Here is a 12456-nt window from a genome sequence, read left to right on the forward strand (position 1 = left end):
CGATGACAGGGCGCACTGCTCGTGGGTCCGTCCGGGCGGAAGCCTTGAGACATGACCTCAGACGACCACGTGATCAGGGCCGAGCAGGTCCGGCGCTCCTACACCGGGGGCTTCGAGGCCGTGAGCGGGATCTCCTTCTCTGTCTCCCGCGGCGAGATCTTCGCGCTGCTCGGGACGAACGGCGCGGGCAAGACCTCCACCGTCGAACTGCTCGAAGGACTCGCCCGGCCGACCGGCGGGACCGTGCAGGTCCTCGGCCACGACCCGTACCGCGACCGCACCGCCGTCCGGCCCCGGATCGGGGTCATGCTCCAGGAAGGTGGCTTCCCCTCCGACCTCACGGTCGCCGAGACCGCCCGCATGTGGGCCGGTTGCACCACCGGAGCACGGCCCGTCCCGGAAGCCCTGGAACTCGTCGGGCTCGGAATGCGGGCCGGCGTCCGCGTCAAGCAGCTCTCCGGCGGTGAGCGGCGGCGCCTGGATCTGGCACTGGCGCTGCTCGGACGGCCCGAGGTGCTCTTCCTCGACGAGCCGACGACCGGCCTCGACGCCGAAGGGCGCCGCGACACCTGGGACTTGGTGCGCGCCCTGCGGGAGGGCGGCACCACCGTGCTGCTGACCACGCACTATCTGGAGGAGGCCGAGTCGCTGGCCGACCGGCTGGCGATCATGCACCGGGGGCGGATCGTGACCGGCGGCACCCCCGCCGAGGTGACGGCGTCCCGGCCCGCCAGGATCCGCTTCCTGCTTCCCGAGGGCTTCCCGGCCGGACGGCTGCCGCTGTCGCTCCAGGCCGGCGCCCTGGGCCGCCGCGTCGAGATCCGTACGCACGAACTCCAGGACGACCTCGGCGAACTGCTGCGCTGGGCACGGGAGTCGGACGTACGCCTCGAAGCGCTCGACGCCCGCTCCGCCTCCCTCGAAGACGCCTTCCTCGACATCGCGCAGACCGAAACGGCAGGGGTGTGACATGAACGCCACCACACGCAGGCTCAACGCGCTCGGGCGCGCGGAGCTGACCCTCCTCGTACGCAACCGGACCACCCTCTTCGTGGCCCTGCTGATGCCCCCGGCGATGATCATGCTGATGGCGTCGACGCTGGACGGCATGGACCTCGGCCCGACCGGGATGAGCATCGGCGAAGCGACGATGACCGGCGCGATCGGGATGGTGCTGATCCTCGTCGTCCATCTCAACCTCGTCTCGGCCTATGTGGCCCGGCGCGAGGAACTGGTGCTCAAGCGGCTGCGCACGGGAGAGGTGCCGGACCACGAGATCCTCACCGGGACCGCGCTGCCCGCCGTCGGGCTCGCGCTCGCGCAGTGTCTGCTGATCGTGATCGCCGGCATGGCCCTGCTGGATCTCGGCGCACCCCGGCGGCCCGACCTGCTCGTCGTCGGCATCCTGCTGGGGACCCTGCTGATGGCCGCCCTCGCCGCCGCCACCTCCGCGTTCACCCGCACCGTGGAGAGCTCGCAGATCACCACGATGCCGATGTTCCTGATCTCCCTGCCGGGCTCCGGCCTGCTTTTTCCGCTGGACGTCCTGCCGGACAAGATCGCCTCGGTCTGTGAACTGCTGCCACTCACCGGAGCGATGACGCTCGTACGGGCCGGCTGGCTCGGCGACACCGGCTCCGGGGAACTGCTGGGCGCCGCCGTGACCGCACTGGCCTGGGTCGTGGTCTCGGTGTTCGCTGTGCAACGGTGGTTCCGCTGGGAACCCCGTCGCTGACCTCGGGAGTACGTGTGCCGGTGAAGGCATGGAGCAAACGCAGCGGTCTGGCCAAGGTGGACCTCTACACCCGCGGCACCGTGCATCTGATCATCTGGTTCGGGCCCGTCGGGCTGGCGCTGCTGCTGATGACCAGGCCGGTGCGCAATGGCGGACAGACGCCCGTCCTGCTGGCCACGCTGCTCTGCTGCGTCGTGACGGGCGTGCTGTGCGGCCGTCTCCTCCGGCACGCGATGGATGTGTACCTGGGCAGGGGGCAGCTGCCCCCGCGGCTGCTGGGCCAGGCCGCCGCCGCGACGGCCGCCACGGCCGGCGGGGTGGCCGTGCTGGCGGCCACCGTCGATCTCGAAGGGCTGCTGCCCACCATGCTGGCGGCGGCGGTCGTCCCCTTTCTGACCGTCCACACGCTGCTCGTGCCCAACCGGGTCTCGGTCGTGGTCCAGCTCGGCGTGCTCCTCGCCGTGGCCGGACTGCTCGCGGCGACCGGCAGCCCGGTCCAGGAGATGCTCATCGTCCTCCCTGCCCTCGCCTTCAGCACCGGGTGGATGGCCTTCACCTCGCGGGCGTCGATGTGGGTACTGGCGGTGATGTGGGAGCTGCGGGAGGCGCGGGACGTCCAGGCACGCCTCGCGGTCGCCGAGGAGCGGCTGCGCTTCGGCCGCGATCTGCACGACGTCCTGGGACGCAATCTCGCCGTCATCGCGCTGAAGAGCGAACTGGCGGTCCAGCTGGCCCGGCGCGAGCGGCCCGAGGCGGTCGACCAGATGACCGAGGTCCAGCGCATCGCGCAGGAGTCGCAGCGGGAGGTGCGGGACGTGGTGCGCGGCTATCGCGAGGCGGATCTGCGCGTCGAACTGGAGGGGGCGCGGGGCGTGTTGGCGGCCGCCGGCATCGCCTGCACCGTGACCGCCGGGGACACGGTCCTGCCCGGCGATGTGCAGTCCGCGCTCGGCTGGGTGGTCCGGGAGGCCACCACCAACGTGCTGCGGCACGGGGACGCACGGCGCTGCACGATCGCGGTGGACACGGCGGACGACGGCGTCGTCCTCGTCGTCGAGAACGACGGAGCGGGTGCCGCGGTGGCCGCGCCCGGCTCGGGTCTGACCGGTCTGCGGGAGCGGCTGTCCGCGGTGGACGGCGCCCTGGAGACGGGCCCGGTGGACGGTGGACGGTTCCGGCTGACGGCCCGGGTACCGCTGGCACGAGCTGACATGAGGGAGGCGGTGTGACCGTACGCGTACTGCTCGCCGACGACGAGCATCTGATCCGCGGGGCGCTCGCCGCGCTGCTCGCGCTGGAGGAGGACCTCGTGGTCGTCGCCGAGGCCGCCTCGGGCTCGGAGGCGCTGGCCATGGCGCTGGCGCACCGGCCCGACGTCGCGGTCCTCGATCTCCAGATGCCGGGCGCCGACGGTGTGAGTGTGGCCACATCACTGCGGGCCGAACTGCCCATGTGCCGGACGATGATCGTCACCAGCCACGGCCTGCCGGGACATCTGAAAAGGGCGCTGACGGCGGGTGTGCGGGGCTTTGTCCCGAAGACGCTCAGTGCCCAGCGGCTCGCCGAGATCATCCGTACCGTGCACGCCGGAAACCGTTACGTGGACCCGGAGTTGGCGGCCGACGCGATCTCCGCCGGGGACTCGCCGCTGACCGCCCGCGAGGCGGAGGTACTGACGCTGGCGGCGGACGGCGCACCGGTCGCGGAGATCGCGGAACGGGCCTCGCTGTCACAGGGGACCGTGCGGAACTACCTGTCGTCGGCGGCCTCGAAACTGGGTGCGGAGAACCGGCATGCGGCAGTCCGTCTCGCACGCGAGCGAGGTTGGGTATAGTGGTCTCCGCGCCACGGCGCATGCGGACGTAGCTCAGTTGGTAGAGCGCAACCTTGCCAAGGTTGAGGTCGCCAGTTCGAACCTGGTCGTCCGCTCGGAACGAAGGCCCCGGTCCTCAGGACCGGGGCCTTCTTCGTGTCTTCGTGCGCCGGAGTCTCCGCGGGCCGCGTGTCTCCGCGGCCCGCGTCGCCCCGGGCCCGCGTCGCTCCGGGCCCGCCGGGCGCTACGACCAGCTGGTGCCGGTCAGCAGCTCGTAGGCCTCCAGGTACTTGGCGCGCGTCGCCTCCACGACCTCCTGCGGGAGCGCGGGCGGCGGCTGCTCGCTCCGGCGGTCCCAGCCCGAGGCGGGCGAGGTCAGCCAGTCGCGGACGTACTGCTTGTCGTACGAGGGCTGGGCGCGGCCCGGCTCCCACGTGGCCGCCGGCCAGAACCGCGAGGAGTCGGGGGTCAGCACCTCGTCCGCGATGACGAGGTCGTCGCCGTCGAAGCCGAACTCGAACTTGGTGTCCGCGAGGATGATGCCGCGCTCCCGGGCGATGTCACGGGCCCGGCCGTAGACGGCCAGGGTCGCCTGCCGCAGCTCGGCCGCTGTCTCGGCGCCGACCTGACGGGCGACCTCTTCGTAGCTCACGTTCTCGTCGTGGTCCCCCACGGCCGCCTTGGTGGCGGGGGTGAAGATCGGGGCCGGGAGCTCCGAGCCGTCGGTGAGGCCCTCGGGAAGCGCGAGGCCGCAGACCGTACGGGACTCCTTGTACTCGGCGAGGCCGGAGCCGGTGAGATAGCCGCGGGCGACGCACTCGACCGGGACCATCCGCAGCGACTTGCACACCAGGGTGCGCCCCTCCCAGTCGGCGGGGGCGCCCTCGGGCAGGTCGGTGCTCAGGACGTGGTTGGGGACCAGGTCGGAGAGCCGCTCGAACCACCACAGCGAGAGCCGCGTGAGCACCCGGCCCTTGTCGGGGATCTCGGTGGGCAGCACCCAGTCATACGCGGACATACGGTCGCTGGCGACCATCACGAGGTCGCCCGCCTCGTTCCGGTACAGCTCGCGCACCTTGCCGGTGTGCAGATGCACCAGGCCCGGCACCTGAAGCGGTTCGGGCTTTTCGACGAATCCGGACACGGTTCCTCCCCGTATATCTGTCCCAGCGGTCCGATTCTCCCGCATCCGGAGGGCGGTTCTCGACGCGGGTCAGTCCCGCTTGCAGATCCGGTCCAGCAGATTGGCCGTCGCACGCTGCACACGCGTGTCCCGGTGGCCCGGCCGGTCCAGCGCCGGTGACCAGGCGAAAGTCCCGGACGCGAAGACGAGGGCACCGGAGGGAGCGCGGTACAGGGAGGTCTCCTGGTGACGCACCACGCCCTCGCTGTCCCGGTACGGGGAGTGCGCGAGCAGGATGCGGCGCCGGTGGTCGGGGAGCGCGGTGCGCGGGAAGTAACGGTCCGCCTCACCGGCGACCAGGCCGGCGAGCTCGTCGCCCTCGCCCGCGCCGGTCGCCTCCCACAGCCAGTGGTCCGCGTTCCGGACGACGAGGGGATGCGGCTCGGGCACACGGCCCGCGTACTGGATGCCCAGGAGCTGCTGCTCCGAACGGTCCACCTCGCGCCACAGGGCCGGTTTGCCGGGTCCGCGGCGCTTGCGGCAGGTGAGAAGACGGTCGGGCACCCCGGAGGGCGAGGGGCCGAGCTCGACCTGCCAGTACATGGTGTTGGCGGAGAGGAAGACGAGCGAGGTGCCGTGGTCGCGGGCGCGCTCGGCCGTGCGGCGCATGGGCGCCGACCAGTACTCGTCATGGCCGGGGAAGACCAGGCCGCGGTAGCGGGTCGGATCGATGCGGCCGGCATGCAGATCGCGGGTGTCGGCATAGGCGAGGTCGTAGCCGTACCGCTCGGCCCAGCGGATGAAGTCGTAGGCATGACCGACGTGCAGGGGCAGGCCGGCACCTGCGTAGGGCCGGTCGAACGAGACCGTCACGGCGGCGTCCTGCTCACCGAGGAGCCGGCCCTCCTCGTCCCACGCGTGGTAGAGACTCGCGCCGGTACGGCCGTCCTCGGGATACAGGTTGTACGCCTGCCAGGTGACGTCCGGCAGGAGCAGCAGCAGGTCCGCGGGGTGGTCGTCGCGGACGGTGAAGGGGATGTGGGAGCGGTACCCGTCGAGGGTGGTCAGCACGGCGACATAGGCGCCGACCGACCAGTACGAAGGGATCTGCAGCCGCCAGGAGAGCCACCAGTGGTGGCAGGAGACCGTGCGGTCCGCGGCGAGCGGCGGTGGCTGGACGATGCCGGACAGCCGGGGGCTGGTGGTGATCTTGGCGGCGCCGTCGCCCGCGTAGTGCCCGATGCGATAGACGTCGACCGAGAACTGCTGCGGCGGGTCGACCGTGATGTGGAAGTCGAGCGCCTCGCCCGGCGCCGCTGCACCGGTGGACGTGAAGCCCTTGATCTGGCGGTGGACGTCGTCGGCCGTGCGGGGGCCGCGGGCGCTTCTGCCCCGGTCCGGGTCGGCGTACCACGGCACGACGTGACCGGTGTCGTCGAAGTAGTGCTCGCTGCCGCGGAGCCAGGGGAGCGGCCCCTGCCCGAACGGGTCCGAGACGGCGTGGGCGAGAGCGCCCGATTCCCACCGCCTGATCTGCTCCGCCCCCATGCCGCACCCTCCCTCGATGCCCCAGGACAACTGTGGAAGCGCCGAGTTCGTTCAGCGCCGGTCCCAGCACATCACATAACGCACGCACACCGTCACCCTTCGTCGCTAATTGTTGCGGCAGTGAGCTATTGACGAGAGCGGGCAGTTGCCCGGTGCAGGGCGGGCCCCGAGGAGCGGACGCTCGTCCGGCCGGGAGTCGCGTCAGACGAGGCGGACCGGTTTCTCCGGGCGCACGCCGAGCGTGCGGATCCAGGTGCGCAGCGGGGCCGCGTCACCGTCCTCGGTCAGGCTGAGCACCCGGGTCGTGAGGTCTCCGCAGCGTTCGCCGCGGATCAGCAGCGCCGGTCCGTCCAGCCAGTCGAGGCCGGGGGCGGCGCCCGCGGTGTCGACCGCGGCACAGCAGACCATCGCGGTCACGTGGTCGGCGAGCAGCTCACGCCCCGTCCGGGGCGGCTGGAGCGGGAAGAGCGGCAGGGGGTCCGCGGCCCAGCCGGCCAGCGTGTCCCCGGGACTCTTGGCGACCGGCAGCGCCGCCTCCTCCTCGCGGGCGACATGGGCGGTGATCCCGGCCGCGAGATGGTCACCGGTGTCCGTCCCGCGCCCGGACAGATGCTCCATCACGCGGTCCAGCGTCGGCCCGTCCGGACCGGTCGACTGCGGTACGCCGAGCTCGTCCAGGACCCGGTGCAGCCGGGCCGCCTCGGTACGCCACTTACGGTCGACGACCTCTTCCGGGTACTGCTGCCAGTCCACCGGCGACCACCCGGGGCTGTTCTTCGCGGGACCGCCGTGGAAGAGGCGGGCGGCCAGCAGGGAGGCGGCCTCGTCGATGGCGCCCGGCTCCTCGAGCAGATCGCAGGCGGGGCGCTCGCCCAGCCGGGACGTGAAGCCCTCGGCGAGACGGTCGCGGCGGGACAGTTCGGTGAGGGCCGAGACGACGCCCGCGTCGAGTCGGGCCGGCCAGCGGCCCATGCGCCACGCCGGCAGCGCCACCCGGGTCAGCAGCCGGTCCCAGCCCGCGTAGGCGAGGCCGACCTGCTCCTGGGCGACGATCCGCAGGCCGTAGTCCACAGCCTGTGCGCGCTCGGACGCCGCCGCGGCGACCCCGCGCTCCATCTCGGCCGCGTGGGTCTGACAGCTGTGCAGCATCAGCCGGGCGACCCGGCCGACGAAGCCGAGCGCCGCCGCGCGTATCGCACCCCGGCCGGGGCTCGCCCCGACCGCGACCGCCGCGTCCAGGCCCCGGACGAATCTGCGGGCCGCGGCTATGTCGGGCTGCGCGGAGGGGCCGGTGCCGGCGACCACCGGTGCCAGCAGGGCCCGCAGCTCGGCGACCCGCATCCACCACAGGAAGGGCGAGCCGATGACGAGCACGGGCGCCTCCGTCGTACGCCGACGGCGCGCTCCGGATATCGCGTGCGCCGGGTGCGTACGGTCCTCGAGCCAGCTGTCGCAGTCCGGGGTGAGGGCCAGCGCGGAGGGCGCGGGCACGCCGAGACGGTCGGCCAGGTCCCTGACCAGCCGGTACAGATCGGGTGCGGCCCGCTCGGACAGCTCCACCGTGGGGCTGAGCGCCGGGGACGCCCGGACGATCACGGCCGCGACCACCGCGGCCACCACCAGGACAACCGCAGCGAAGATGCCCACGGCCCAGCGGGCCGTGCTCCATGCTTCGCCGCTCATATGGCCGGACACACCGCCCGCGAAGAGCACGACGGCGACAGCCGCGGGCAGCAGGCCGACGGCCAGGGCCCTGCCGCGGGTGCGCAGCACGGCCAGTGCACGCGACCGCGCGGCCTGGGCCCCGATCGACTCACCGATACCGGTACCGGACACGATCGGTTCTCACCCCCTTTGCCCTGCGACGGTGTAGGTCACTCACCCACTGTGGCACCCGCCAGTGACATCGCAATGCCGGTGGGCCAAGTGCCGGAACGCTTGCGCCGCACCATAGTTGGGCCTTCGGCGGGCGTCATCCGGATGGCTCAGCCGTCACTCGATGGAATGGCTCTGGGCATAGGTGATGACGGAATCGCGGGGCGGGGGGTTCACTCCTGCGCGGGCTTGCGTGGAGGGGCGCCGCTGCGTGGGGACGCACCTGCTGTCGTGCGCGGGGCACCGTATGGCGGCCCTGGCGCGTCAGGGGGTCGCCGCACGGGGCATCCGCCCGCCGGGGTTGCTCCTCGGCGGGCTTGCGGGGGCCTGCTGGGCGGCCTGGCCCGCCCGGGGGTCTCGACGGCCGCGCGTGGGCCTGTCGGCGGCGCGGCGACGCCCGGGGGTCTCGGCGGCCGCGGGTGGGCCCGTCGGCGGCGCGGCGCCCGGGGGTCTACGCCTCCGCGACCTTGCGGGCGATGTCGGTCCGGTGCTGCGAACCGTCCAGCCGGATCCGGCCCACCGCGGCGTAGGCGCGTTCCCGCGCCTCGTGGAGGTCCTTTCCGGTCGCGGTGACCGAGAGCACCCGGCCACCGGCGCTCACGACGGCGTCACCGTCGCGCCGGGTCCCGGCGTGCAGGACGTACGCGTGCGGCGCATCCTTCGCCGCGACCTCGTCCAGCCCCTCGATCGGGTCGCCGGTGCGCGGGGTGTCCGGGTAGTTGTGCGAGGCGACGACCACCGTCACGGCGGCCTCGTCGCGCCAGCGCAGCGGCGGCTGGAGGTCGAGGGTGCCGTCGGCGGCGTGCAGCAGCAGTCCGCCGAGCGGTGTCTTCAGCCGGGCGAGGACCACCTGGGTCTCGGGATCGCCGAAGCGCGCGTTGAACTCGATGACGCGGACGCCGCGCGAGGTGATCGCCAGGCCCGCGTACAGCAGTCCGGAGAACGGGGTACCGCGGCGGCGCAGTTCGTCGACGGTCGGCTGGAGGACCGTCTCCATGACCTCGTCGACCAGCTTGGGGTCCGCCCACGGCAGCGGCGAGTACGCACCCATGCCGCCGGTGTTGGGGCCCTCGTCGCCGTCGAGGGCACGCTTGAAGTCCTGCGCGGGGCTGAGCGGCACGACGGTCCGGCCGTCGGTGATCGCGAAGAGCGATACCTCGGGACCGTCCAGGAACTCCTCGATCACCACCCGGCCGCAGGCGAGCGCGTGCTCGCGAGCCGCACCGAGGTCGTGGGTGACCACGACGCCCTTGCCGGCAGCGAGGCCGTCGTCCTTGACGACGTACGGGGCACCGAAGGCGTCGAGCGCCTCGTCGATCTCCTCGGGCGTCGTACAGACATAGCTGCGGGCCGTGGGTACCGCGGCGGCCGCCATGACGGCTTTGGCGAAGGCCTTGGACCCCTCCAGCTCGGCGGCCTCCCGAGAGGGGCCGAAGCAGGGGATGCCGGCCGCGCGCACGGCGTCGGCGACGCCCGCGACCAGCGGGGCCTCCGGACCGACGACGACGAGCCCGGCAGCCAGTTCGCCGGCGAGCCGGGCCACGGCCGCGCCGTCCATGGCGTCGACCGGGTGCAGCTCGGCGACCTCGCCGATGCCGGCGTTTCCGGGCGCGCAGTGCACAGCGGTGACGTCGGGGTCGAGTGAGAGAGAGCGGCACAGGGCGTGTTCGCGGGCGCCGCCGCCGATGACGAGGACCTTCACGGCAGCCAGCCTAACCGCCGTGCGCGGCTCGTCCTGTACGGGCCTCCGAAGGAGGGGGCCCTATTCGTTCGTGTATTCCTCCACGACCGTGGCTCCCAGCTCGCGCACGATCAGGTCGTGACCGGAGAGCGCGGAGTCGACCAGGTCGGGGTCGTCGTCCTCGGGCACGTCGTCCTCGATACGGACGGACGGCGGGGTGTGTGCGGGCCCGGAGGCGTGCGAGGGCTCGGGGGCGGCCGCGGCTCTGGGCGGGCGTGCGGCCTGCGCGGGCTGCGGCGCAGGAGCGGGCGCGGGTGCGGACGCCTGCGGGGCGGAGCTCTGGGGGGCGAACCCGGACTGCGGGGGCCGGCCGCCGCCGTACCCGCCGCCGGACGAGGGCGGTGCGCCGCCGCCGGGACCGCCCGGGCCCGGACCACCGGAGCCACCGCCTGAGCCACCCGGACCGCCGGTGCCCCCCGAGGGGTCGACGATCGCCTCGACCTTCCACTGCACGTTGAACTGCTCGGAGAGTGCCTGCCGCAGCACCTCTTCGCTGCCGCTGCTCGCGAAGTTGTCGCGGGCGCCGGCGTTGATGAAGCCGAGCTGGAGCGTGGTGCCGTCGAACCCGGCCACCTGCGCGTTCTGGCTGAGCAGGATCCAGGTGAAGCGCCGTCGGTTCTTCACAGCCTCCAGGATGTCCGGCCACATGTTCCGCACCTGGCCGGCGCCCTGGGCCATGCCGGGTGTGGGGCCGGGGGCGGATTCCTGAGCCGGGGCCTGCGCCGCGGGGGCCGGCCGGGAGGCCGCGGGCGGGGTGCCGCCCTGGCCCGGCGCGGAGGCGGTGGGCCAGCCACCGGGCCGGCGCGGGGGTTCGGGCGCGGTATCGGGTGCTGAGCCGGAAGCGGGTGGGGACGCGGGGGCGGAGCCGGACGCGGGGGCCGCCGCGGTGGGCCAGGCGCCGGGGCGGGTGCCCGTGGCCGGTTGCGGATCCGCGGGCGCGGCGTACTCCTCCGGTGCCGGAGCGGACTGGGCGGCGGCCGGCTGCGCGGTGCTCGGTGCGGACGGCGGCTGAGCGGCCGGCGGTGCGTCCGGCACGGGCCCGCGGGCCGCCGCACGGGCCGCGGCCGGTCCACCGCCCGCAGGCGCCGCGTGGGCGGGCATGTGCGCCTGCGCCTCCGGCCCGGGGATGTAGCCCATCGCGGGACCGGGACCGGCCGCCGAGAAGGTCGCGCCGCGCTCCAGCCGGTCCAGCCTGGCCTGCATCGAACGCTCGTCGTCGTACGCGGCGGGCAGCAGCACCCGCGCGCAGATCAGCTCCAGTTGAAGCCGGGGCGAGTTCGCGCCCCGCATCTCGGTCAGCCCGGTGTTGACGAGATCGGCCGCCCGGCTCAGCTCGGCCGCCCCGAAGACGGAAGCCTGCGCCTGCATCCGCTCGACGACATCGGCCGGGGCATCGATGAGGCCCTTCTCGGCGGCGTCCGGCACGGCGGCCAGGATCACCAGGTCGCGGAGCCGCTCCAGGAGGTCGGCGACGAAGCGGCGCGGGTCGTTGCCGCCCTCGATGACCTGGTCCACGACCTCGAAGGCCGCGGCCCCGTCGCCCGAGGCGAACGCCTCCACGACCGCGTCGAGCAACGACCCGTCGGTGTACCCGAGGAGGCCGGTGGCCATGGCGTACGTCACGCCGTCCTCGGCGGCACCGGCGAGCAGCTGGTCCATCACGGACATCGAGTCACGCACGGACCCGGCACCGGCCCGGACGACCAGCGGCAGCACACCGTCCGCGACGGGGATCTGCTCCTTGCCGCACACCTCGCCGAGGTAGTCGCGCAGCGTCCCGGGCGGCACCAGACGGAACGGGTAGTGGTGCGTACGCGACCGGATCGTGCCGATGACCTTCTCCGGCTCGGTGGTCGCGAAGATGAACTTGAGGTGCTCCGGGGGCTCCTCGACCACCTTCAGCAGAGCGTTGAAGCCCTGCGGGGTGACCATGTGGGCCTCGTCGATGATGTAGATCTTGTAACGACTGCCGGCGGGACCGAAGAAGGCCTTCTCGCGCAGATCGCGGGCGTCGTCCACGCCACCGTGCGAAGCGGCGTCGATCTCGATGACGTCGATCGACCCCGGGCCGTTCCTCGCGAGATCGCGGCAGGACTGGCACTCACCGCAGGGGGTCGGCGTCGGCCCCTGCTCACAGTTGAGACAGCGCGCGAGGATGCGCGCACTGGTCGTCTTGCCGCAACCGCGCGGACCGCTGAACAGGTACGCGTGATTGACCCGGTTGTTCCGCAGCGCCTGCTGCAGCGGGTCAGTGACATGCTCCTGCCCGATGACCTCGGCGAACGACTCGGGGCGGTAGCGGCGGTACAGCGCAAGGGACGACACGCCTACGAGGTTATCGGGGTGCACCGACAACCGTCGCCGCCCCTGCGTGGCCGCCGGGGGCCGCCGAGATCGTTCCCGTCCGCACGGCCGACGATCACGTACTCACGTGCGACGCCCTCACCGGAAGGCGGGCACCCCGGAACGCAAAACGCCCCTCACGCACCCGCCAGAGCCGACCTACCCTTGCTGCCTTCCGGCCCTGGGGGAGTTCAGTCAGATAGCGCCACGTGAGGGGCTGCGCCCAGGTTACCCGATGACGACCGGTGCTCGATCCCCCGGGCCGGGCTGCCGGGAAC

At 73.0% G+C, this 12456-nt stretch carries 9 protein-coding genes, 1 tRNA gene and 1 other RNA gene; 5 read left to right on the plus strand and 6 right to left on the minus strand.

What is annotated here, in order from left to right; translation table 11 throughout:
- Positions 1-51 precede the first annotated feature (51 nt).
- The 5 genes from OHA05_RS17290 (at position 52) to OHA05_RS17310 (ending at position 3664) form a co-directional block, all read left to right on the plus strand.
- On the plus strand, positions 52-969 hold the full coding sequence (locus tag OHA05_RS17290; protein ID WP_328861085.1) for an ABC transporter ATP-binding protein: 918 nt from the start codon (positions 52-54) through the stop codon (positions 967-969).
- Between the two features lies 1 nt (position 970).
- The gene (locus tag OHA05_RS17295; protein ID WP_313945458.1) at positions 971-1735 is read left to right on the plus strand and encodes an ABC transporter permease; all 765 of its coding nucleotides are present in this window, start codon (positions 971-973) and stop codon (positions 1733-1735) included.
- 20 nt (positions 1736-1755) lie between these two features.
- Positions 1756-2964 (plus strand): sensor histidine kinase, encoded by a 1209-nt coding sequence (locus OHA05_RS17300; protein ID WP_328863416.1) that lies wholly within the window; start codon positions 1756-1758, stop codon positions 2962-2964.
- Positions 2961-3569: a response regulator transcription factor gene (locus OHA05_RS17305; RefSeq protein WP_328861086.1), complete on the plus strand. Its 609-nt coding sequence runs from the start codon at positions 2961-2963 to the stop codon at positions 3567-3569. Before OHA05_RS17300 ends, OHA05_RS17305 begins: the two co-directional genes overlap by 4 nt.
- A 22-nt stretch (positions 3570-3591) precedes the next feature.
- Positions 3592-3664: transfer RNA gene (locus tag OHA05_RS17310), tRNA-Gly, on the plus strand.
- Positions 3665-3792: 128 nt separating this feature from the next.
- Here the strand turns inward: OHA05_RS17310 and OHA05_RS17315 are convergent.
- The 6 genes from OHA05_RS17315 to ffs form a co-directional block, all read right to left on the minus strand.
- Positions 3793-4692 carry a phosphoribosylaminoimidazolesuccinocarboxamide synthase gene (locus OHA05_RS17315; RefSeq protein WP_313945456.1) on the minus strand — a complete coding sequence of 300 codons (900 nt, stop codon included), beginning with the start codon at positions 4690-4692 and terminating at the stop codon, positions 3793-3795.
- A gap of 69 nt (positions 4693-4761) precedes the next feature.
- Positions 4762-6219 carry a N,N-dimethylformamidase beta subunit family domain-containing protein gene (locus OHA05_RS17320; RefSeq protein WP_328861087.1) on the minus strand — a complete coding sequence of 486 codons (1458 nt, stop codon included), beginning with the start codon at positions 6217-6219 and terminating at the stop codon, positions 4762-4764.
- Positions 6220-6420: 201 nt separating this feature from the next.
- A complete protein-coding gene (locus tag OHA05_RS17325) occupies positions 6421-8055 on the minus strand; it encodes a hypothetical protein (RefSeq protein ID WP_313945454.1) in 1635 nt (544 codons plus the stop codon).
- A gap of 490 nt (positions 8056-8545) precedes the next feature.
- A complete protein-coding gene (gene purD / locus OHA05_RS17330; RefSeq protein WP_313945453.1) occupies positions 8546-9796 on the minus strand; it encodes a phosphoribosylamine--glycine ligase in 1251 nt (416 codons plus the stop codon).
- A 60-nt stretch (positions 9797-9856) separates the two neighbouring features.
- Complete coding sequence (locus tag OHA05_RS17335; RefSeq protein ID WP_328861088.1) at positions 9857-12160, minus strand: DNA polymerase III subunit gamma and tau; 2304 nt, start codon at positions 12158-12160, stop codon at positions 9857-9859.
- A 144-nt stretch (positions 12161-12304) separates the two neighbouring features.
- An RNA gene (ffs, locus tag OHA05_RS17340) (signal recognition particle sRNA small type) lies at positions 12305-12399 on the minus strand.
- Positions 12400-12456 lie beyond the last annotated feature (57 nt).

The organism is Streptomyces sp. NBC_00306, from assembly GCF_036169555.1.
Lineage (GTDB): Bacteria > Actinomycetota > Actinomycetes > Streptomycetales > Streptomycetaceae > Streptomyces > Streptomyces achmelvichensis.